The sequence below is a fragment of the Komarekiella delphini-convector SJRDD-AB1 genome, assembly GCF_014831675.1.
In the GTDB taxonomy this organism is placed as follows: Bacteria; Cyanobacteriota; Cyanobacteriia; order Cyanobacteriales; family Nostocaceae; genus Komarekiella.
On sequence record NZ_VJXY01000017.1, the window covers coordinates 131,131 to 152,350 of the forward strand.

At 38.6% G+C, this 21,220-nt stretch carries 21 protein-coding genes; 9 read left to right on the forward strand and 12 right to left on the reverse strand.

Translation table 11 applies throughout. The features are described from left to right. Window positions 1-4: 4 nt before the first annotated feature. Window positions 5-718 carry a class I SAM-dependent methyltransferase gene (locus FNW02_RS17120; RefSeq protein WP_191758709.1) on the reverse strand — a complete coding sequence of 238 codons (714 nt, stop codon included), beginning with the start codon at window positions 716-718 and terminating at the stop codon, window positions 5-7. A gap of 18 nt (window positions 719-736) precedes the next feature. Between FNW02_RS17120 and FNW02_RS17125 the strand changes: the two genes are divergently transcribed. Then, the gene (locus FNW02_RS17125; protein WP_348535409.1) at window positions 737-1,624 is read left to right on the forward strand and encodes a phosphodiester glycosidase family protein; all 888 of its coding nucleotides are present in this window, start codon (window positions 737-739) and stop codon (window positions 1,622-1,624) included. Between the two features lie 102 nt (window positions 1,625-1,726). Continuing rightward, on the forward strand, window positions 1,727-1,918 hold the full coding sequence (locus tag FNW02_RS17130) for a hypothetical protein (protein ID WP_191758710.1): 192 nt from the start codon (window positions 1,727-1,729) through the stop codon (window positions 1,916-1,918). A gap of 104 nt (window positions 1,919-2,022) precedes the next feature. Here the strand turns inward: FNW02_RS17130 and FNW02_RS39595 are convergent, their stop codons facing one another. After that, window positions 2,023-2,145 (reverse strand): hypothetical protein, encoded by a 123-nt coding sequence (locus tag FNW02_RS39595; RefSeq protein WP_263627790.1) that lies wholly within the window; start codon window positions 2,143-2,145, stop codon window positions 2,023-2,025. Between the two features lie 153 nt (window positions 2,146-2,298). Then, on the reverse strand, window positions 2,299-2,529 hold the full coding sequence (locus FNW02_RS17135; RefSeq protein ID WP_191758711.1) for a hypothetical protein: 231 nt from the start codon (window positions 2,527-2,529) through the stop codon (window positions 2,299-2,301). A 380-nt stretch (window positions 2,530-2,909) separates the two neighbouring features. On the opposite strand from FNW02_RS17135, the gene FNW02_RS17140 reads away from it, so the two are divergent. Beyond that, window positions 2,910-3,587, forward strand: coding sequence for a M41 family metallopeptidase (locus tag FNW02_RS17140; RefSeq protein WP_191758712.1), 678 nt, complete (start codon window positions 2,910-2,912; stop codon window positions 3,585-3,587). 8 nt (window positions 3,588-3,595) lie between these two features. Here the strand turns inward: FNW02_RS17140 and FNW02_RS17145 are convergent, their stop codons facing one another. Then, the gene (locus FNW02_RS17145; protein WP_191758713.1) at window positions 3,596-4,615 is read right to left on the reverse strand and encodes a GGDEF domain-containing protein; all 1,020 of its coding nucleotides are present in this window, start codon (window positions 4,613-4,615) and stop codon (window positions 3,596-3,598) included. 1,060 nt (window positions 4,616-5,675) lie between these two features. Then, the gene (locus tag FNW02_RS17150; RefSeq protein ID WP_191758714.1) at window positions 5,676-5,876 is read right to left on the reverse strand and encodes a heavy-metal-associated domain-containing protein; all 201 of its coding nucleotides are present in this window, start codon (window positions 5,874-5,876) and stop codon (window positions 5,676-5,678) included. 288 nt (window positions 5,877-6,164) lie between these two features. Between FNW02_RS17150 and alaS the strand changes: the two genes are divergently transcribed. After that, complete coding sequence (alaS, locus tag FNW02_RS17155; RefSeq protein ID WP_191758715.1) at window positions 6,165-8,807, forward strand: alanine--tRNA ligase; 2,643 nt, start codon at window positions 6,165-6,167, stop codon at window positions 8,805-8,807. A gap of 106 nt (window positions 8,808-8,913) precedes the next feature. On the opposite strand, the gene FNW02_RS17160 is transcribed toward alaS, so the two are convergent. From FNW02_RS17160 to FNW02_RS17170, 3 genes are read right to left on the reverse strand one after another with little or no spacing between them, the layout of a single operon-like run. Further along, window positions 8,914-9,468: a hypothetical protein gene (locus tag FNW02_RS17160; protein ID WP_191758716.1), complete on the reverse strand. Its 555-nt coding sequence runs from the start codon at window positions 9,466-9,468 to the stop codon at window positions 8,914-8,916. A gap of 56 nt (window positions 9,469-9,524) precedes the next feature. Further along, complete coding sequence (locus tag FNW02_RS17165; RefSeq protein ID WP_191758717.1) at window positions 9,525-12,320, reverse strand: SNF2-related protein; 2,796 nt, start codon at window positions 12,318-12,320, stop codon at window positions 9,525-9,527. Further along, window positions 12,321-12,863, reverse strand: coding sequence for a hypothetical protein (locus tag FNW02_RS17170; RefSeq protein ID WP_191758718.1), 543 nt, complete (start codon window positions 12,861-12,863; stop codon window positions 12,321-12,323). It abuts the gene before it with no gap. Between the two features lie 432 nt (window positions 12,864-13,295). Between FNW02_RS17170 and FNW02_RS17175 the strand changes: the two genes are divergently transcribed. Beyond that, on the forward strand, window positions 13,296-13,457 hold the full coding sequence (locus FNW02_RS17175; protein ID WP_191758719.1) for a type II toxin-antitoxin system Phd/YefM family antitoxin: 162 nt from the start codon (window positions 13,296-13,298) through the stop codon (window positions 13,455-13,457). A gap of 152 nt (window positions 13,458-13,609) precedes the next feature. Here FNW02_RS17175 and FNW02_RS17180 read toward each other — a convergent pair whose 3' ends face one another. Further along, complete coding sequence (locus FNW02_RS17180) at window positions 13,610-13,984, reverse strand: DUF4870 domain-containing protein (RefSeq protein ID WP_191758720.1); 375 nt, start codon at window positions 13,982-13,984, stop codon at window positions 13,610-13,612. Window positions 13,985-14,414: 430 nt separating this feature from the next. Between FNW02_RS17180 and FNW02_RS17185 the strand changes: the two genes are divergently transcribed. The 4 genes from FNW02_RS17185 to FNW02_RS17200 all read left to right on the forward strand — a co-directional run bounded on the left by FNW02_RS17185 (window position 14,415) and on the right by FNW02_RS17200 (window position 17,673). Next, a complete protein-coding gene (locus tag FNW02_RS17185; protein WP_191758721.1) occupies window positions 14,415-14,675 on the forward strand; it encodes a hypothetical protein in 261 nt (86 codons plus the stop codon). Window positions 14,676-14,800: 125 nt separating this feature from the next. Further along, window positions 14,801-15,169 carry a VanZ family protein gene (locus tag FNW02_RS17190; protein ID WP_191758722.1) on the forward strand — a complete coding sequence of 123 codons (369 nt, stop codon included), beginning with the start codon at window positions 14,801-14,803 and terminating at the stop codon, window positions 15,167-15,169. A gap of 435 nt (window positions 15,170-15,604) precedes the next feature. After that, complete coding sequence (locus FNW02_RS17195; protein ID WP_191758723.1) at window positions 15,605-16,147, forward strand: hypothetical protein; 543 nt, start codon at window positions 15,605-15,607, stop codon at window positions 16,145-16,147. A gap of 275 nt (window positions 16,148-16,422) precedes the next feature. Further along, complete coding sequence (locus FNW02_RS17200) at window positions 16,423-17,673, forward strand: hypothetical protein (protein WP_191758724.1); 1,251 nt, start codon at window positions 16,423-16,425, stop codon at window positions 17,671-17,673. A gap of 155 nt (window positions 17,674-17,828) precedes the next feature. On the opposite strand, the gene FNW02_RS17205 is transcribed toward FNW02_RS17200, so the two are convergent. The 3 genes from FNW02_RS17205 to FNW02_RS17215 all read right to left on the reverse strand — a co-directional run bounded on the left by FNW02_RS17205 (window position 17,829) and on the right by FNW02_RS17215 (window position 21,125). Further along, window positions 17,829-18,686: a DUF4435 domain-containing protein gene (locus FNW02_RS17205; protein ID WP_191758725.1), complete on the reverse strand. Its 858-nt coding sequence runs from the start codon at window positions 18,684-18,686 to the stop codon at window positions 17,829-17,831. After that, the gene (locus tag FNW02_RS17210) at window positions 18,676-19,983 is read right to left on the reverse strand and encodes an AAA family ATPase (RefSeq protein WP_191758726.1); all 1,308 of its coding nucleotides are present in this window, start codon (window positions 19,981-19,983) and stop codon (window positions 18,676-18,678) included. The genes FNW02_RS17205 and FNW02_RS17210 overlap by 11 nt, the downstream gene beginning before the upstream one ends. Window positions 19,984-20,198: 215 nt before the next feature. Next, window positions 20,199-21,125 carry a 1-aminocyclopropane-1-carboxylate deaminase/D-cysteine desulfhydrase gene (locus FNW02_RS17215; protein WP_191758727.1) on the reverse strand — a complete coding sequence of 309 codons (927 nt, stop codon included), beginning with the start codon at window positions 21,123-21,125 and terminating at the stop codon, window positions 20,199-20,201. Window positions 21,126-21,220: the final 95 nt, after the last annotated feature.

Below are 21,220 nucleotides of genomic sequence, written 5' to 3' on the forward strand. Positions count from 1 at the left end.
AAGCTCAAAACCGCACCTTGTACAAATCGAATAATTCTCCTGATTGCTGCGCCACAACCTTAGCACCAACAGCTTTAATCATTTTTTCCCACTCAGCCACCGGCTCTAGAAATACCTCAGCACCCAAATAAGTTTCTAGAACTGCCCAATCTTCTGCTAAAGGCTGTTCTGGATTGAGGATATCAAACACAAATTGTCCACCTGGTTTCAATACTCGTTTGACTTCGACTAACACAGCATTCCAGTATTCTAGGGGAAAATAGCAGCTAAATCCTGTGGCGATCGCTAAGTCAAACTGATCTAACGGATAATTTAAGTGATGTGCTGCGCCCAACGCAACACCTTTGTACAGCTTGGAGTTTAACTGCGAACCACGAGAATTGAGAGTATCTCTTGCTACGTTACTGACTTCTTGCCCATAAAAAAATGCTTGCCAATCCCGCCAAGGGTAGATCAAAAAGCTGACACCGCAGCCAATATCTAAACAGTGTTGGTTTTTTTGAGGTTGAGCAATTTCCCAGAAAGGAGAAACAATTTTCCCTGCTAATATACCAGTTATCCATTCCCGGAATATTGGCATCGCCTGCACTTCTGTTGGTAGTTCAAAGGATTGATTTTGATATTGTTGATTGAAGCGATATGCTACTTGCGCTATCCGCTGTTGCCATTTATCTGAGTGATGGACATTGCTTGTGTAAGGGGTTTGTGAGGTGGACATAACCAAAGAGGATTTTGGGTGGAAGAAGTGAGAAAAATCTGGCTACTGATGACACTATTTAGTTTGGGGATGTGGCTTGTTTTACGTTCCTATTTACCGTCTGTATCTTCCGTTATACCAACTGTTAAGCCTTCACCACAAAAAACCATCCGCTACCTTAAGCGCACCTTGCCCCAAAGTATCGCTCACATCCTTGTGATTCCAGCTAATAGCCGATTTTTGGTAACTCCTGCATTATCACCCTCGGTAAATACTGTAGAGGAATTTGCTCAGAAGCATCAAGCGATCGCGATCTTAAATGCAGGATTTTTTGACCCAGCTAACCGAAAATCTACGTCCTATGTTGTCATTTCTGGTCAAGTGGTGGCCGACCCCAAAGAAAACGAGCGCCTGGTGAATAATCCCAACTTAAAACCTTACTTGAGTCAGATTTTCAATCGCACAGAATTGCGACGCTATTTATGTGGACAGAGTGTCCGTTATGATATTGCCCTGCATAATGAGTTAGCGCCAGCAGGTTGTCAGTTAGTTGACGCCATAGGTGCAGGGCCACGCCTGTTACCAGAACTCACCTTAGTAAAAGAGGGCTTTGTAGATAATGCTAATGGAAGAGATGCACTTGGCAGCAAGCAACCCAACGCCAGAACAGCTGTAGGTATTACTCGTGATGGCAGTCTGATTTTAGTAATGGTGGCTCAAAAACCAAACGCTGCTGCTAATGGGATATCCTTACCAGCACTGGCAGATTTGATGAAAACTCTTGGTGCTCAAAAAGCGATGAACCTAGATGGGGGAAGTTCGTCTTCGCTCTATTACAACGGTAAGACCTTTTATGGGAAAGTTGATTTGGAGGGAAATACCATCAAGCGACCTGTGAAGTCAGTTTTATTGGTTCAGGAAAAGTGAACTCACAAATTTCTCAAGTTTTGTAATTATTGTGATTGTTAAGGGCGATCGCAATCTAAATTTGCAGTTACAAGACCTAAGCAGCAGTCAAGGAGGTTGGCTATGACAAAAGAATATATGGATAGTTTAGAAGCATTCGTTGATAAGTTGACATTAGCCGCAGTCCTAGAGATGTTAGAGCGAATATGCCACAAAAAAGCCGAAAATCTTAGAACTCATTGGAAAGATGAGACTTCAGCAAAGCTTTGGGACAAAGCTGCTAGACAAATAGAACAGATAAATATTGATGTCTGAATTAACAACCGCACCCACTCTTGGAATGCGGATTTTGATTCAAGCTCTCAGTTCTGGACAGACTAGAATCTATCAAATTTGACCTTTAAACTCACACAATAACCCTATCCCAATTTTTTATCAGGTACTCTTACTAGACGCGTTGCTCCTCCTTGACGATTATCAGGCGCTCCTACTTTAGGAGGTTTAAAATTAGCTTTTCTCAATAGTTCTTCTGGTTGCGCCATGTTTACCGCTTTCCTCTTCCCTTCTATTTAACTCAAGCCTGCTTTCAGATCTGCTTAGCCATGCTAAACAAACTAAAGCAACGTCTTCTCAAGAGTTATCGAAGTTTTCTCAAGGATTTATGCAAGGAGAGCAAATAATTTTTGCAATCTGCCTCAACTATCGGTTGTATTTTGTCGGAGTTCTGCTGTAGGGTACTGACTAATTTCAGTTGGCGGACATTTAATTTCTCCCTCGCAGTAACCCAGTTCGTACATACTAGCAGCTTGAGAATTTTGTTCTGGTGGCGCTTTAGGTTTTCCTGCCCAGGCATCAGATTTTCCTAAGTTAAACCAATCTTCATCAGTCATGCCTGAGCCGAATGTGTTTTCCGTTGTTATTTTCATGTAGGCATCTCCATTTGTTTTAAACGCGTTAGTTTCTTTCTAGAACTATGCTGGAATGCTACAAAGACTAGTTACTTTACGGTTATGCTTCTGAGTGGCTAGGAGTTTCAGCATTTATAATTATTTGATTTTTGCATTACTGTTTGACATAAGTCTTGTACCGTTGGAAAGAACAAAGGAAAAATTTTTAAATTGTTCTACTAAATCTGCACTGAGCACTCTGCGTCAATTGGGATTGCCGATTATGTCTTGTCGAGTTATGGCAGTGCCAGCTCATGACGATCGCAACTGTAATGCCACAATATTGTTTGATCACATTCCCTCGTAGCTAATTTCGCTTCATAATGAAGAAAGATTAAGCTGCACTCAGAAAACTCCGCATGAGCCAAACTGCCCTAAATTTAGTTGCAATATCTATCTTTCTCATAACCCTTTCTACCCTACTGGGGCCGTTATTTAACTTGTCGCCTACAGTACCAGCACTTGCTACCTTCACCATTTTGGGTATAGCCACGTTAGATAGTTTTGGCTTGCAAGGTAAGGGAGGTACGATCTTTTTAGATTGGATTGCAGGTTTTTCTCCTGAACACCGCGATCGCATTGTCCATCACGAAGCAGGACATTTTCTTGTTGCTTACCTATTGGATATTCCTGTTACCAACTACACACTCAGCGCGTGGGAAGCTTGGAAGCAAGGGCAAGTTGGGCAAGGGGGCGTTACTTTTGATGATGCAGAATTAGCAACTCACTTGGAAATGGGAAAAATCAGCGCCCAAATGCTGGATCGCTACTGCACTATTTGGATGGCGGGTATTGCTGCTGAAACTCTAGTTTTTGACAATGCTGAAGGTGGAGGTGATGACAAAAATAAGCTAGCAGGTGTATTGACAGTTTTGGGCTTTTCTGAATTTATTTGTCAGCAGAAACAGCGGTTTCATGCCCTTCAGGCAAAAAACTTACTGCAAGAAAACTGGTCTAGTTACCAAGCCTTAGTCAAGGCTATGCAACAACGCGCTTCAGTAGCAGATTGTCAAAGTGCGATCGAGAGTGCTGAGTAATGGTGCTATTAAGAAGAAACAGCTTTTAGATGTGAGACATGGGATGAGTACTCCCAACCAATCGCCCGGTTACGTCCCGCAGCTTTAGCCTGCAACAGGCATTGATCGGCACGATACAGTAGACTTTCTCCTTGATCGTCATCCTCTGCTTCCAGACTGGCTGTGCCCAGGCTAATCGTAATATTAATAGTGAGTTTATTATTGAGTGCAAATGGCTGCTCGCTAACTATGCGGTTGAGACGACGTGCTACACCTAATGCTTCTTCACCTGTAGTGTGAGCCAAAAGAATCACGAATTCTTCGCCACCATAGCGAAATGCAGTGTCTTGAAAACGTAAATTGTGTCGCAGCCGAGTACACAGCAATTGCAAGAGGCGATCGCCAATTAAATGCCCATAAGTATCATTGACTTTCTTGAAATAATCCACATCCAAAATAATCAAACTCATCGATTCTCGCTGAGTCCTAGATTTTTTAATTTGCCTGGGTAAGTCCCATTCCAAAGCACGGCGATTATTCATTTCTGTTAATGAATCAGCCAAGGCGATCGCTGACAACAAATCATTTGTCCGCATCAAATCGCGGTATTTTTGTGCTTTCCGCAAGCCAACTGTCAATTGGGCTAGTATTAGTTGATGGTTGGTAGTCGATGCCTTAGAGTCTATTTTATTTTCGTGAAGCTGCCAAATATAAGCATCTGCTCCTTGTTTTAATGCAGCAGCAGTCATTTCTAACTCTCTCTGCCAACCATACATATTTCTATCAGCAAGCTGCTGAGGACGATCCTCAAAGAGAATACAGTATATCCAAGATAGCTTTGTCTGATCTTTAAGCCAACAACACAGTTCCATACTGCCATCCAAGCTAGCCTGCACAAGTATTACATCAGGCGGGGTAATTTGAATGCGCGATATTGCTTGATCTAAATTGGTAATAACTTCTACACTAAAAGCGCTTGTATAACAGATCTGATCTGGAAGTGTAGTAAGAAAGTTATTACTTCCAAAGACCAGAATAGAAATATTCATTGTTTGCTTTTATTCTATTTTGACTTCAAGATGATTAACCTAGTAAAACTTGCCGCTATTCTTGCTAATAATAAAAAAAATTCTGGAATTTTTGACTAGGGTATATTCCTGGTATTTGACCATATTAATGCTAAATCCGCAATAATATCGCACTTTTAATCTCCTCTTAAGACTTTATCTTGACTATAGTCAGTAGGACTGCAACTGATGATACCTAATGTCATCTTTACAGTATTTTTTTTCAAACGGTATAAATACTGAATATTCTTCTTCAACATAAAAGTATTACTGTAATTTCCAGGTGTTAGTTATTTGAGATAATTGCAGAATCAAGATTTTTAGCTACTCACAATTTCAGGCAAGAAAAAACTTTCTTTAACCTGAATATAAACTTTAAGAATTTACTAAATTTTCCATTCAATTGCGAAATCCGAGATATTGTATTATTGACTATAATTATGTTAATTTTTAGCGGATTTAAATAGGATCTAGTAGATAGTTAGATTGTTTACCAAAATCGCATTTATTCGTTGTGGAGAGAAATATAATATCTAAAAATTGGCACTTAATAATTCATTTTTCAATCTCTCGCTTCGTTGCTATCCCGCCCAGAAAGAAGTTTACACGCTAATAACTCAACTCTATGCTTTGTGCACTAAAACTATAATCCAGTCTTCTTTAAAAGACTTTAGCTATTGTTGGAAACACTGTAAAATCATCAGTTTTAACTTACATTCTGCTATGCAGCCCAGAACTTGAATAGTAGTTAAAATATGTGTATAACGACATGACAGTAACAAAAATGTATGAGGATTTTAGACTTTTGCAAAAAGTCTAATGTAGTATATATATATATATTTAGAAATAAAAAGTTTTTATTGTTGTAATTTTTTGTATTAATTTACTTACTCACATCATTTTTATTAAGTAAAAAACATAATTTGAAAAATTCCCCTCAGACGAGGGGATGAATGTCAGTCCGCTCATTTAAAAAGCGAAAAAAAGGAAAGAATTTTTTGGTTCAATTCGCTATTGATCTAAACTTTTGCTAAAAATTAGATTAATAACCTTCAACTGTGTAACCAGCAGCAACAATTACCTGTTTAATTGACTCTTCAGAAGCGGCTGATTCGACTGTGACAGTTTTATCGTTGACATCAACATTCACCTTGGCATCAGGTTCCATTACGTGAATCGATTCAGTAATTGTATCTGCACATTTTTCACAAGTAATATTCGATACTTTCAGTTTTAGTGCCATTTGTTACCTTGGTACGTGTATTCTAAATTATTTCTTAAGGATTAATATACTGATTAAAACGCGATCGCTCATCCCGCTAGAGTTAGGTAATTGGGATTAAACATCACAATCACCGTACATAACTCACCAATTGGCAAAGTTACCTAGCAGCAACATGAAACAAAATGCGAAAATATATAAAGTTATAGAAAGGGTGAAGCATAAAAGCTAAAGGATAAAGTACGAGAAAATAACCAACTGCTTCATACTTCACACTTCACACTTCATACTTAATACTTCAGTCCACCCATGTCTTCAAACCCCCAGAAACTCAGCGGTAACGAAATTCGCAACCTATTTCTTGACTTCTTTGCCCAAAGAGAACACCAAATTCTCCCAAGTGCCTCTCTCGTGCCAGAAGATCCTACCGTGCTGCTGACGATCGCGGGGATGCTACCATTTAAGCCGATATTCCTAGGACAGCGTACACCAGAATTTAAGCGGGCTACCACTTCCCAAAAGTGTATCCGCACCAACGACATCGAGAATGTCGGACGCACCAAACGGCATCAGACGTTTTTTGAGATGCTGGGTAACTTCAGCTTTGGTGATTATTTTAAAGAACAAGCGATCGCTTGGGGTTGGGAAATTTCCACAAAAGTCTTTGGCTTCTCACCTCAAAATCTCGTCGTCAGCGTTTTTGAAGAAGATGATGAAGCCTTTGCAATTTGGCGCGATCAAATTGGTGTACCAACAGCTAGAATCAAGCGCATGGGCGCAGACGATAACTTTTGGGCATCAGGCCCTACAGGGCCTTGTGGCCCTTGTTCAGAGATATATTACGACTTTCACCCGGAACGCGGTGACGACAACATTGATTTAGAAGATGATTCCCGGTTTATCGAGTTCTACAACCTCGTCTTCATGCAATATAACCGGGATAATTCAGGCAACTTAACACCGTTGCAAAACAAGAACATTGACACCGGCATGGGTTTGGAGAGAATGGCGCAAATCCTCCAAAAAGTCCCCAATAATTACGAAACTGACTTAATTTTCCCAATTATTCAAACAGCAGGGAAAATTGCTGGTATTGACTACCACAGTAGCGACGAGAAAACCAAAGTTTCTTTAAAAGTCATTGGTGATCACATTCGTGCCGTCGTCCACATGATAGCCGATGAAATCCGCGCCTCCAACGTGGGACGGGGTTATGTACTGCGGCGGTTAATTCGGCGTGTAGTGCGTCATGGGCGACTAATTGGTATTGCTGGGGAGTTTACTACCCAAGTTGCTGAAACTGCGATCGCTCTTTGCGAATCAGCTTACCCCAACGTGCGGCAACGGGAAGCAGCAATTAAAGCTGAACTGCAACGGGAAGAATCCAATTTTCTCAAAACTCTCGACAGAGGCGAAAAACTGCTAGAAGAAATCATCCAAGAGGTGAAGCAGCAAGGAAAAACCCAAATTAACGGTGAGAGTGCTTTTACTCTCTACGATACCTACGGCTTCCCCCTCGAACTCACTCAAGAAATCGCTGAGGAAAATAATCTCACAGTTGATGAAGCCGGATTTGATGTAGAAATGCAAAAGCAGGTGGAACGTGCAAAAGCAGCACATGAAACCATCGATTTAACTGTGCAAGGTTCCCTCGACAAGCTAGCAGAACACATCCAAGCCACCGAATTTATCGGATATACCCAACCAGTAGCGACGGCGAGAGTCGAAGCGATATTAGTAGAAGGTGTATTCCAAGAAGAAGCAGAAGCCGGAACAGAAATACAACTTGTTCTTGATCAAACGCCATTTTATGCTGAATCGGGCGGACAAATCGGCGATCGCGGTTATATCTCCGGTGATGGGATCTTAATTCGTGTTGAAGACGTGAAAAAAGAATCTGATTTCTTCGTTCACTTCGGACGTATCGAACGCGGTACACTCTGCGTAGGCGATACCGTCACTGCCCAAATTGATTTTGCTTGTCGGCGTCGTCTCCAAGCTAACCATACTGCAACTCACCTACTGCAAGCAGCGTTGAAAAAAATTGTCGATGATGGGATATCGCAAGCAGGTTCGTTGGTATCTTTTGATAGGTTGCGCTTTGACTTCAACTGTCCGCGTGCTTTGACACCAGACGAAGTTCAACAAATTGAGGAACAGGTTAACACTTGGATAACTGAAGCACATGCTGCAAAAGTAGAAATATTACCTTTAGCAGAAGCCAAAGCTAGGGGTGCTGTCGCCATGTTTGGCGAAAAATATGGCGAAGAAGTGCGTGTAATTGACTTCCCCAGCGTATCAATGGAACTGTGCGGTGGAACTCATGTTAGTAATACCGCTGAGATTGGCATCTTCAAAATTATTTCGGAAGCTGGTGTAGCTTCTGGAGTACGGCGTATTGAAGCTGTTTCGGGGCCAGCGATACTCGATTATCTCAACGTTCGAGATAAAGTAGTGAAGGATTTAAGCGATCGCTTTAAAGTTAAACCCGAAGAACTACCAGATAGAATTACAAGTCTGCAAAACGAACTCAGAACAACCGAAAAGCAACTAGAAACCTTGAAAGGACAGTTAGCGATCGCTAAATCTGATAGCTTGCTACAAACAGCCGAATCTGTAGGTGATTATAAAATTATCGTCGCCCATTTAGAAGAAGTTGACGCGGAATCCTTGAAAACCGCAGCCGAACGCTTGTTGCAAAAACTCGGTAACGGTGCAGTGGTATTGGGTTCCGTTCCCGAAGCTGGGAAAGTTAGCTTAGTTGCAGCTTTCAGTCCAGAAGTCAACAAAAAAGGCTTACAAGCTGGGAAATTTGTCGGTGCTGTAGCGAAAATCTGCGGTGGCGGCGGTGGTGGACGCCCAAACTTAGCCCAAGCCGGCGGACGCGACGCAAGTAAATTACCAGAAGCTTTGGAACAAGCGCGAAGTGAGTTAAAGTCTGGTTTAGATTAACCATCTTCTGGTTGAACGAAAGGGAGAAATTTATGGCTGGCTTTTCTCCCTTCTCGATAACACTCTTACGTTGTTGTTATCTACAGCACTGTTGAATAATTGAAAATCATCTTCCCTTTACTAAATCGGCATAAATTACAATTTCTACACCCAAAACTATTAATAGCCCTAGTTCAATCCAACAAAGGACTTGAGTAATTCCAAGGGGTTGTGGTACTAAAACCCAAAACGCTATTAATCCAACTATTCCAGAAAATACAAATGTGATTTGGTCAATAATTAGCTGCGCTATTTTGCGTCGTTTGCGTCGCTGGTCGTTTCTATGGGCAATTTCCCAACCAAAAATAGACTCAATGTCATTATTACCAGTCTGTTCCTTGATTTTTTCAACCAAAGTTAGACGGATATATTTACCAATAGAAGTAATTTTTTCATCATTAACGAGATAATTCCAACCAAGGATTAGACAAACCCAAGGGATAACGAGAAGTGCATAATAGTTAGCTTTATTAGAAACTGCGAAAGATATAACTGCACCAAATACCCCAAGTGTGACATAAAGCAGATTGTCGCGGAAGCCAATGCGTTGCGTTTGCTCATCCTTGAGTTTTTCATATTCCTGAAGATAAACTTCTAACATTTGTGGTTTATCGTCACTCATAGTATGTTCCTGGCAGCCAAAGTGAAGAATCTACAAATAAACTAAAAATTAAAAAGCTAACGGTTTATATTTCTTGGTTCAAGAGGTCGGTCTAGAAGGAAATGTTTAGTATAACCTGCGGCAACTGAGGCAGCATAGGGATGCCACTCACTATTTTTACTGGAGTCTGCAAAATCGCAAATTGCTCTGATAACTAAGTGCTTAACTTTATTAGAACTCTGCCAAGCAGCTGCACTAACACCATAACCTTCCATTTCAAATGCCATAATTTTACGATGCCTATTAGCTATTTCATCACGCATTAATGCATCAGCAATTACTCTTTCGCCAGAAGCGATAGCGTCGTAATAAATTTTGGGACGATCTTCAGTTTTATCTGGTCTAGCTACTGATATTGAATTATTCCATTCAGAAATGGAAGTAACTCGGCTCCATAATGTAGCATCGGCTCTGTACATAATGGGTTCTGGCAGTCTGCCTTGTGGTGTTTCTTTTCCTCGCTCATAGTAGTAAATGTCCCTGGCAATAATTAAATCACCTAAGTGCTGATTTTGGCGTGCTGCTCCTGCTATACCCACCATCAACATAGCTTGTGGTTCCCACTTAGTAATAATGTCTGATGCCATTAGTGCTGCTTCAACATTAGACATATCAGGCAACTGTGCAACTACGATTTCATAAAAATCACCGTTTTGAAGTTCAATACGGTTACGCCAGTATACACGCGATCCTTTTTTGACTCGATGTTCTGCTGTCATTTGAAAAGCTTCGCATACAGCCTTGCGTTCAATCTCAATAGCCGTAATGATTGCAAAATCTATTAGAGGTTCTATAAAGTTGATTCTTGCCTCTTGATATTCAGTATTCGACTGCGATAAAGAAGGTAAATTTTCATCTTTTACTGTTGAATACTTAGGTTTTGCTTTGACTCCGAGCATATCCAGCCACTCTTCAGTAGTCACCATATTATCGAAAACTTCTTCCGCTAAAGGATCGATTACTTTTTCAATAAGAGAACGTTTATCATATAGCTTTTTCTTTATATTTTCTTCTATAGTGTCTCGCATCCAAAAACTATAAATAGTTAATTTATTTGCTTGTCCAATTCTGTGTGCTCTATCTTCTGCCTGCTGCATTACAGCCGGATTCCACCAATGATCAAAATGTATTACATAAGATGCTTCAGTTAGGGTTAACCCAAAGCCAACAGCCTTAAATGTACCGATAAATACACAAATGTCTGACCTGTTTCTAAAATCACTTACTGATTGACTTTTTTGCTGTTCAGACATTCCACCTTTATATAAAACAAAGCCAATTCCCTTTTTTTGTAAAAGTTTCTCCAGCTTGTCAATTCCTTCTGGTACATACTGAGAAAAAATCAAAACTTTTTCACCATTTGCAGCTATTGTTTCAATGTACTCAATTAAAAGATCAGTTTTCGGACTAGTTGACTTGCCATGAGCAAAGTTACAGATTTGCTTTAGCTTATTAATCAGTGCAAAAATATGGTTTCTCACTTGAGAATCACTTTCAGTTTGGATAGACGTTGAAAGTTGACTGCGACCAGCATTTAATGCTTTTTCATACTCGTCTTTTTGATGATCATTAAGTTCTAACCAGTCTTCTTGATGAATCTTTTCAGGTAAGTCTTTTAAGACATCTCGCTTTAAACGGCGAAGCATATACGGTGCTATCGTGCTTTTAACTTGCTGTGCTAAATCATCAGCTCTTGTTTTGAAAAGCCCTGGTTTAACAAATTCAAAAATTGAGATTATGTCCTCAATACTGTTTTCAATCGGTGTGCCAGTTAAAGCCCAACGGTATTTAGGTAACAATTTGCGAATAGCTTGTGATACCTTGGAACTTCTATTTTTGATTTTTTGAGCTTCATCTATAATGACGCAATCAAATTTCCTTAAATTAGTTCCTTTTAGTATGTCATCTCTCAAATCATTGCGGAGAGTATCATAAGTCGTAATATAAATGTGAGCAGGTGTTTCCCAATCAATTTTACGCTGTTCGCGATTATCTCTGAGAACCGTAACTAAAAGTTCTTGTGCCCAATTGTAAAAATGACCATCCCACCCTTCTGATTTTCCAGTTTCTTCACTCAAATAAGCACTACCAATAACTGCCAAAGGACAAATTATCAAAGCACAACGTATTCTTCCTTGTCTAAAAAGAATACGCAAAGCATTTACTGTTTGAACCGTTTTTCCAGTTCCCATTTCGTCGGCAAGCAAAGCAGAGAGATTTTGAAGTAAGAAATTAATACCTTCTACTTGATAGCTACGTAAGGGTTGGAAAAAATCAATCTCATCAAAGTCAAAAACTAAAGGAGGGCATAGTGATGGATAAAGTAAATCCCATTCATTTAAACCTCTTACTTGAGAGGATGCCTTACGGATTTTTGGTATTGATAAAGACTTACTTTGACTTGCTTGGATTTGTCTATTAAAAGTACTACCCTGTATACTTGGAGATTCAAGAGGAGTAAATAAATTTTGAGAAACACAAGACTGCAATAATTTAACTGCATCCTCATATATTGATATTTTAGGAATATTGATATGCTCAAAAAAATCAGAATCAATTATATTTGCTAAATTCAAACATAAATTGGGATAAGGGTCAAAAATTTCTGGAAAAGTAAGTAGTAAATTATCTGAGATTACAGTTGATGATATTTTTAAACATAGATTATCTGATATGGATGGAGGTGTTATTTCAAAAAGAGTAGCTTCAATACTTGGAGATTGTAGCTGCCAGTTTTCACTTTTTTGCTGAGGAGGTATAGTAAACTTGGAAAATAATTTTATTGTTTGTTTAGCAAGAGTTTCTAATATCATTTATTTAACTTGCTCTTCTGGAGATTGAGTATTTATTTGTTCGCATGCAATACGAAGCCGATTAAATGGTTCTAGCAAGTCCCTCGATGCATGTACTTCTTCCAAATTAAGTTTTGTAGTATTTAATTGACTCTCAAATTTACTAGTGGTTGTTATGCGTAATGTTAAAGACTTTGAACCTGGAGAAGAGGTAATCTGCTCAGTACGTATTTGTTTACTAAACATTGCCTCATTTTCCTTAAGCAGCCGAAACACAGGAATTTCTTGTTTGCTATTGATGCTCAAAAAAATTTCATCTTGGATTAGAACAATACTAGGTTTTTCCTTCAAAGCTGCAAGTAATGGGATCGCTATTAGTTCTACAAAGATATAATCATACAGAATCTCTCCATAAAGCGTCCTCTGAAATTTTGTGGGACGAATTGGTTCAGTAACACGAAATTCAAGTGGTTTAGTATTTTTGTCGGTTACTAACACAGCTCCTTGAATTGCATCACTATCAAACAAGTGTTTTGAAAGAAAAGCTATTTTAAAGTCGTCCATACTGAACTGAAATGCTAATTTACTGTTACTTAGGTAATGTAATTGTATTTACTCTAACGGTATTATATACTACATTTATGGGATGCGGAACTACAGTTAATAATTTATAAGCCACATAGAGCAAACGATTGTTAAATGCAACTAAGGAAAGACCATATCTGGATTACTTCACCAAATCTACAGAGCACAGGTATGCTCATCAATTTCCGGGCGTTGTTGAGTATAAATATGAATTGGTATCACGCAGAGGCGCAGAGTCGCAGAGAGTAAGAGGTAAGAATACTTGATTTTGGAATTTCATATTCTCATTCAGCAACGCCAATTTCCGAGCCGTGTAATGGCACTTCAACCAAACTACCCCGAAGTGTGCGATCGCACTACAATTAAGTTAGGTAATGTACTATCCCCATACCACTACGCTGAAATACTCAGATGCAGAGAGTCACAGTTGATGAGAACCAACGAGATCCCTTGAAATATCTTAATCAAGTTGAGGCAGGTGAAAGCTTTGTTATTGTCCAAGCAGATAAGCCTATTGCTGAATTAAAACCAATTACAACCATCAGTCCTGATAATCCTTATTTTGAGCGATGAATCGCTCACTACGAGCTAAGATTTTATCTTTAATTATGCCTTCCTACTTAAGAGATAATTACCCTGAGCGATCGCATAATCATAATAAATAAAAAAGGGATATTTGTTCAAATCCCTTTTCCAAAAACGAACTTAATTTTGAGTTGGCGTGATTAAAACAGTCGAAAAATAAACGGATAACGGAATGGTACATCTGGCTGGCTAAAACAGTGCAGCAATGCCCAAATTGTCAGTCCCCAGTGCAGTGCAAAGCCAAAAGCAATAACGGGGAAGAACAAAAGTCCGCCAATACCAAAAGTAATCCAGGATAGAATACCAATTGGAATACCAATTAAAGTTGCCCAGAACCAAACATTGAAGTGAAAATTAATTGATTCTTTCGCATTACTTTTAACAACTGGATCATCAGACATTAAGTTAATTACAATTGGAACCCCAATGGAAAACAATGCTGTACTAAAGAAAATTGCTCCATGACACAGAGATGATAGCAATTTGCGTTTATCAGAATTGTATGTAACTTGCATCTTGGTGGCTCCTCTACTTGCTTTATAGTTTTGATTTTAACGGTTAATTAATAGGTTTTGTATTGCAGTTTACCGTACTCAGCCAGTTTTCCGGCTTTTCCTTGAGATAGATTAACTTTGACGGCTACTCAATAACTATGGATTATGAGGTTTACCGAACCCTCATAACAGAAGAGGAGTTTGGCGTCATTGCTTTAATGCCACTATAAGGGTGTGTAGACGCTAAGTGACTTATCGGCAGACATAACAATAATTTAGTGAAGCATGATTTGCTGTGATCGCAGTATTGGTATTGCAAAATGAATGTAAAAAAGCCGTTGCAAATCTGTTTTGATGTGGAGTAGCATCTTACGTACTCTTAAACTAACATCAGATTATGTCAAGTCAATACAACCCCACTATCAAAACTACTCTAAAAAGGCGGTAGAAAATGAGTCGCATAAATCCCTACACGCTACAAATGCAAATTACCCGAATGTTTGGGCAAGGACAATCATTGTTTGCTACAACCAAGGTACATGAATGGTTGAAAGAACGGAATCATAATCCACTAGATTATGATGTGATTTTTCATCAAAAACCTGCCCCTCCTGGTTCAAAGGAAGTGATGGTAGTAGAAATTGAATTACGACGTAAGGATGGACAACCTGTAGATCCGTGGTTGCAAGAACAAGCAAATCTCCATGCTTAATATCAACTATAAATTTCCATTTAAATTCACATTGTCTTAATAGATTTTACCAAAATTGAGCATTCCAAATTACGGAATGCTCTTTGTTGTATTTGTAGTCATAACCACCTTTTAAATTCATCAAAATGAAATTTAATCAGCGTTGGGTTTTGGCATTTTGGGTTTACTTTGGGATTTTAATGTCAATTTCTATATCAGCCTACCTAAAAGTCATCCCATCAGAATTATCACAATTTCCCTATTACGATACAATCTTGCATTTCTTATTATTAGGAATCGCTGCTTACTTAAGTCATCTTGCCTTAAACAAACGTAAAATTCAATTCTTAAATATTTCTCTGCCACTTGCACCGCTGATTGTAATACTTTTTTGTATAATTGATGAGACAATTCAACTATTTACACCTCATCGCAGCTTTGATTTAGTTGACTTAGCCGCTGATTTATGTGGTATTGTCTTATTCACTTGGTTAGCAGAAAAACATAAACTTTAGGCTGACTTAGATTCCCGACTTCTTTGAGAAGTTGGGAATCTAGTTGTAAAAGATCTAAAGAATTGACAAATATATCAAAATATTTTTCATTGCAATATCATACGCAGAATCAGATAATATTTTTAATACAGATAAATTAGTCACTTTCTCTGCTTTGTCTTATAAAAAGATCTAAAGAACTGGTAAATATATCAACATATTTTTCATTGTAGTTAGAGATTAAATTACCTAAATTGTTAAGTGAAAGTAGCATTGATTACAAACTGACTATCTACTTTCCATAAGGTAACAAAACTACCTTAATCAAGTAAGAGCTATTAACTAGCTCTGGCAACAAGAAAAACAGTGAAAAAATTACGAATTAGGCTTACTCTGTCTATCTAATGTTGTCACGTTAACAAGATTCATACCCTAATGATAGGAGGATTAATCCTGATGGCAGATTCTAATAATGCTGGTAGTGGCAACTCCTCTACTAATGATCCTAGTGAGCTACTTCGGCAATCACCCTTTGGTGTCTTGTTTGACATTCCAGGCGTAGATTCAGACACCATACTCAAGGGTTTTGGCAGCGCTGTTGGTGGTGGCGAGAACCCGTTTGGTAGTGGCGAGAACCCGTTTGGTACTGGCAGCAACCCGTCTGGTGGTGGTAACAACCCGTTTGGTACTGGTAGCAACCCGTCTGGTGGTAATGCTGCATATGGCGGTAATCCCTTTGCTAACCTTGGTAATCCGCGTGCTGAAGGCAGCGTGTTTACTGGTGGTAGAAACCCTTGGGCTAGTGGTGGTAATTCATCTGGCGGTAGCAATCCGTTTGCAGGCGGCAGTAACCCGTTCGCAGGCGGCAGCAATCCTATTGCAGGCGGTGGCAATAATCCGTTCGCAGGTGGTGGTGATAATCCGTTCGCAGGTGGCAGCAATCCTATTGCAGGCGGTGGCGATAATCCGTTTGCAGGTGGCAGCAATCCGTTTGCTTAGTCAGATTATGATGCTACCCATGAGTAAAAATTTGGATTTTTAAGTTCGTTTTTACTATGAATTGATGACAGTTTCATTACTGTCATCAAAACTCTTGTGTGAATTATTTTAATATAAACTTTTATGCAATTAAGTGATTATATTTAACTATTAAAAAATTCTATTAAAGACAAGCAAAAAATAAATAATATTCTAAATTAGATTTCAAACTTGCCATTTTTGATATTTCTCTGTTTTGTTAAATTGTTGAATTAAAAATAGGAGAATCATTGCTGATGAAAACGTCTACTATCAACTCGATAAATGGTGGAGGTAATACCTCATCTGGTGGTAATTTATCTTCGCGATCGCCTTTTGAGAGTTTAGATTTTTTAGGTGGCACTGGCAATGCCTCTGGCGCGAATAGCAGTAACATTCCAGGTGGCGGTATCAACCCGTTTGCAGGTGACGCTGGTAGTAAGATTCAGCAATTAGTCTCTAATCGCTTGAAGCTGGTTCTAGGTGAAGACTTTTTCAAAGATACTAACAAAGCATTGGCAAGCGGAGGCAACCCGTTTGCTGGTGGGAATGCTCCCATTTCTGGCAGTGGTAGCAACCCATTTGCTGGTGGAAGTACTCCCATTTCTGGCGGTGGTAGTAACCCGTTTGCTGGTGCTGGAAGTCTGCCTCAACAATCGCCATTTGATCCGTTGAAAGAAGTTCTTGGTAACAACATACCCTTTAGCGGTAACACCTCCAATACTGCTAAGCCAACCTTTAATGCGAGCAATGCACCCGTTGGTAATGGTAATAGGAACTTTGGTAATAACAACGCAACTATAGGTAATTTCAACTCCAACTATGGTAGTGATAGCGCCACAATTGGCAATGGCAACTGGAACTTTAATAATAACAACGCAACTATAGGTAATGGCAATTGGCTATTCGGAAAAGATAACGCAACCCTTGGTAACGGTAATTGGTATTGGGACGACGGAAGTAATAACGCCACCCTAGGTAATGGTAATTGGCAATTCGGAAAAGATAACGCAACCATTGGTAACGGCAACTGGGACTTTGGTAGTAACAACACTGTTATTGGTAATGGCAATTGGATTTTTACTAGTGGCAATAAAGTTGTTGGTAATGGCAACTGGCTAGTAGATGGTGACAACACAACTATTGGTGGTTTAGAGTCGTTTCCAGAAGGAAGCAAAACTGATGTTGACAACCTGATTAACTCCCTCATAGGCAAAATAGGTAAAGATTTTGTGGGGTTAACAGGAAACTTGGAAGTATCAGACGCCCAAACGTTTAACCGACTCATCCTTTCTAAAGGTACTAATATTAATGGCAAGAATATATCTACCGACATTCAACGGCTTTTAGCATCCCTCAACCCAAATCAAGGAAATGGCATCGCTTACCAGCCTGGACACAATACTCAACCTGTTCCAGAACCAACATTTTCAGCATCGTTGATAGTAGCGGGACTTTTGTATTTACTGTTGTCAAAGTTCAAAAAAAGGAGCTTGAAAATACAGTAACTAAAGTTTATGTATCAACATTTTAATTCTGTATTTGGGACGTAACTTCTCCATCTCATTGTGGGTGAAGCAGTGCTATTGGAAAATATTTCTAATACTGTGAAGCCCATTCTTGATTTGGGAATACGGGACAGTCGTGTGAGAAGAATTGATGTTTAGGAACTTCTTAGTAGTTGTACAAGCTCCTGAGCAGCGGCGATTGCTCTCTCACGAAGTTTTTCAAGTATTGAGTTTTCTTTAAAGCACCAATGACAGGATTCTATGGACATTGAGTAAAAGGCCTCTAATGAAATAGTAGGATGTTTTTGAGATATTTTCCTTACTTCATTTATGACAAAACAGTGAACCGCACTAAAAAAGAAATGTCCTCTAGCATGTAAGCTAGGTTTGTAATCTCTGAGTTTATCTTTATTATTGGACAAATCATCTTCAGGCAATTCCAATGTCTGTATATATGTATTAATTATATCTTGAGAAAATTCAGGAATATTATTCTTTTTAAGAAAACGACGGCATTGATCGCCCATACATTTTTTTGTGCAAATTGGATTACATTCTATAATATAATCTGCTACCATAAGAGAATATATTGCTTCATTAAAATGTTGCAACCAAATTTCAACTTTTACTGAATCATAATCTGTATTTTTTGATAAATTTTGAATTAAACGTCTAATATTTGAAGAACATAACATTAAATTCTCTATACTATGTGTTTGCGTTTCTAATACTCTATTATTAATATGATTATATGATTTACCCATAATAAAATTATAGTCACTGTCTATGGCTACTATGAATTTAGCATCAGATATTAATAGTTCATCTAAATACTTTTTTATCTCTTTTTTTCCTCCCACATGTTTAAATTTAGGCTTGTATCCATCAACATAATCAGGAAATAGTTGCTTCCAGAAAGGCCCATCATCTTCTCCTTCAACATATATGATATATTCATTATTATAAGTGAACAAGTCACTATTTTTAATGCCAGACGATGTTCTAATGAACATTAACAACTTCCTCCATATTTATTACATTGTTTCTAAAGTCAGCTACAATATCTGGTGAATGAGTAGCTACAATAAGTTGAGCATTATTATTTAGCTCTCTAAGAGCTTTTAAAAGCTTTTCTTGCCAAGTTACATGAAGTGAAAGTTCAGGCTCATCAGCAATGAAAATTGTGCTTTTTCTTTCTTGTAAGAGTACCTCTATAAACTGAATTAATAATTGTTTTTCTCCTGAAGATAAACTTAGTAATTCTAAATTTATGGAATTATCCTTATCCAAAAAAAAAGTAAATCTACTTGTTTTGTTATCATAACGAAATTTCTTACCTCTCATAAATTCTTGAAGAGTATCAAAAAATTTTTGTCTAGGCTCGGCAATTTTCTTTTTAGCTTCTTCCGAACTATTTAGTAAGTCAATAATTTTATTGGTTCTACTGATCAATGGTAAAGCGAAAACATCCGCTGGAGCTATATCTTTCTTACCTTCACTCAGCGCTTCTTTAAGCCCCTGTATTGCATCTCTCAATTTATTTATATGATTTTTAATTTGATTTGTTTTACCCTTAATACCTAGTTCTTCAAACGCTCGAGAAAGTTTATTTTCTTCAGTGTTGAGGTCTATTTCTGCAATATTATCTAGGTTGTTTTCATCAAATTTATCAAATTCTTCGTTATAAAGTAGTGAAGCGATTGTTTCCTTTTGAAACAACTTTGACTCTTCATTAAGTTGTGCTTCTAGCTTTAATTGATAGATGGCAAACTTATGGAGAAGTTGTTGTAATCGATCATCAACGGCGGTAGTCCTTTGCCGAGGATCTATATCCATAGTTTCACTAGTAGACTGTCTATAAACTGATATTTGAGAAATTTCTACTAAACTAGAAAGCTCTTGCTTTAAATCCATATATTGTTCACGAACGGAGGAAGGCATTCGATACATTACTTCTTTATCTGAACCAACTCTTCGATAACGGACTTCACCAAATATGCGATATACTTTATTTCCAATTTTGTATTTAAAAATACTTATAAGTGAAGATTGTTCATTTTGTTCTCGTAAAACATTAATAGTTCTACGACTGTTTTTATTTTTAGGATCAATCAAAATTATATTAATTGAATTAAATTGTAAGTTTTCTAGTTGTTGAATATCTATTGATAAAACTGCGACAATCAAGTTAATAAATGTCGTTTTACCTGTACCGTTGAACCCAATAAAAATTGTTACATCTTGATAAAAATCTGATCTTGCCTTATACTTACCCCAAAAACCTTCTATTTCAACACTTTTAATGATCATAAAAATTAATCCTAAGTTGTAATTATTAAACTAGTTGTATTTACATAAACACATAGTCAATAATATCACTATAAATTTACAATAACAAAGTATTTGTGCAAGCTAGGATCCAAGCGAAGCCTCTTTAAATCCTTCTATACTTAAGTGAGCGCTAAAAACTTGAAAAGCATTGCTACACTACCTCAACTTTGTTTTTGAACAAGATTCTAAACCTCTTATAGCCGCGCTTCCATGCCGACATTGCCTTGCAAACCACCAGTGTGTACCAGCAGCAGACGATGCCTTTGGCGATCGCTTTGAGCAAAAAATCCCTGCTGTAGCAAATCCATCACTCCATAAAACATTTTGGCAGTATATACGTAATCAAGGGGTATGCCATGTGCTTGTCTAAACTGTTGGCTAAACCTTAGCAGTTCGTCGTTCACCTTTGCATAGCCGCCGAAGTGGTAATCACATACCATTTCCCAAGCTCCTGGCTCCGTTGGCGCAGGTAAACCAGAGGCGAGATAATTCCTCAACAGGCTGTCGATTTCTTGTGCAAGAAATGACCCATTTTTGAGTACGGGGAAAGCGATCACTCTTTGTCCTTGATGCAACGAAAGCGTAATCCCAGCCAATGTAGTAGCAGTACCACAAGCCACGCATATAGTATCAAACGCCGCTGTGTCAATTATCTCTGTGCAGCCGCGCACACCGTTCAAATTGCAGCCACCTTCGGGGATGATAAACACTTCACCAAAACATTGCCGTAAGTCTTCACATACCGCTATTGTGTGCCGCTGTCGATACGTCTCGCGGTTGAGATACACAAGCTGCATACCCTGTTGTACTGCAAAACTTAGTGTGGGGTTCAGCGGTAGCCTTTCCTCCCCACGAATTACGCCAACGGTGCGAAAACCGAAAAGATTCCCAGCCGCCGCAGTTGCATAGATGTGGTTAGAATAAGCACCTCCGAAAGTCAGCAGCGTTGGACAATTTTTTTGTTTGGCTTCCAATAGGTTGTACTTCAGCTTAAACCACTTGTTGCCGTTAACCCACGGATGTATGAGGTCGAGGCGCAGCACATACAAATCAACATTAGCATGGTCGGCGATCGCGCTGTTAATCTGCTGTATGGGAGGAGGAAGAAACATAGACGACATGGGTAAACAATCTAACTTGAAAGTTATTCTCTCTCGCGTTCCTTCTTAAGGATAAAAGTAATGATAAACATTGAGTAATTTCAATGGTGATTCTA

Excerpts from the sequence above, each read along its gene's own strand:
- alaS (WP_191758715.1), top strand. The coding sequence starts at position 6,165 with ATGTCTTCAAACCCCCAGAAACTCAGCGGTAACGAAATTCGCAACCTA.
- FNW02_RS17165 (WP_191758717.1), bottom strand. The coding sequence starts at position 12,320 with ATGATATTAGAAACTCTTGCTAAACAAACAATAAAATTATTTTCCAAG.
- FNW02_RS17195 (WP_191758723.1), top strand. The coding sequence starts at position 15,605 with ATGGCAGATTCTAATAATGCTGGTAGTGGCAACTCCTCTACTAATGAT.
- FNW02_RS17120 (WP_191758709.1), bottom strand. The coding sequence starts at position 718 with ATGTCCACCTCACAAACCCCTTACACAAGCAATGTCCATCACTCAGAT.
- FNW02_RS17180 (WP_191758720.1), bottom strand. The coding sequence starts at position 13,984 with ATGCAAGTTACATACAATTCTGATAAACGCAAATTGCTATCATCTCTG.
- FNW02_RS17160 (WP_191758716.1), bottom strand. The coding sequence starts at position 9,468 with ATGAGTGACGATAAACCACAAATGTTAGAAGTTTATCTTCAGGAATAT.
- FNW02_RS17185 (WP_191758721.1), top strand. The coding sequence starts at position 14,415 with ATGAGTCGCATAAATCCCTACACGCTACAAATGCAAATTACCCGAATG.
- FNW02_RS17205 (WP_191758725.1), bottom strand. The coding sequence starts at position 18,686 with ATGTTCATTAGAACATCGTCTGGCATTAAAAATAGTGACTTGTTCACT.
- FNW02_RS17200 (WP_191758724.1), top strand. The coding sequence starts at position 16,423 with ATGAAAACGTCTACTATCAACTCGATAAATGGTGGAGGTAATACCTCA.
- FNW02_RS17215 (WP_191758727.1), bottom strand. The coding sequence starts at position 21,125 with ATGTCGTCTATGTTTCTTCCTCCTCCCATACAGCAGATTAACAGCGCG.
- FNW02_RS39595 (WP_263627790.1), bottom strand. The coding sequence starts at position 2,145 with ATGGCGCAACCAGAAGAACTATTGAGAAAAGCTAATTTTAAACCTCCT.
- FNW02_RS17150 (WP_191758714.1), bottom strand. The coding sequence starts at position 5,876 with ATGGCACTAAAACTGAAAGTATCGAATATTACTTGTGAAAAATGTGCA.
- FNW02_RS17175 (WP_191758719.1), top strand. The coding sequence starts at position 13,296 with ATGCAGAGAGTCACAGTTGATGAGAACCAACGAGATCCCTTGAAATAT.
- FNW02_RS17210 (WP_191758726.1), bottom strand. The coding sequence starts at position 19,983 with ATGATCATTAAAAGTGTTGAAATAGAAGGTTTTTGGGGTAAGTATAAG.
- FNW02_RS17190 (WP_191758722.1), top strand. The coding sequence starts at position 14,801 with ATGAAATTTAATCAGCGTTGGGTTTTGGCATTTTGGGTTTACTTTGGG.
- FNW02_RS17130 (WP_191758710.1), top strand. The coding sequence starts at position 1,727 with ATGACAAAAGAATATATGGATAGTTTAGAAGCATTCGTTGATAAGTTG.
- FNW02_RS17145 (WP_191758713.1), bottom strand. The coding sequence starts at position 4,615 with ATGAATATTTCTATTCTGGTCTTTGGAAGTAATAACTTTCTTACTACA.
- FNW02_RS17140 (WP_191758712.1), top strand. The coding sequence starts at position 2,910 with ATGAGCCAAACTGCCCTAAATTTAGTTGCAATATCTATCTTTCTCATA.
- FNW02_RS17135 (WP_191758711.1), bottom strand. The coding sequence starts at position 2,529 with ATGAAAATAACAACGGAAAACACATTCGGCTCAGGCATGACTGATGAA.
- FNW02_RS17170 (WP_191758718.1), bottom strand. The coding sequence starts at position 12,863 with ATGGACGACTTTAAAATAGCTTTTCTTTCAAAACACTTGTTTGATAGT.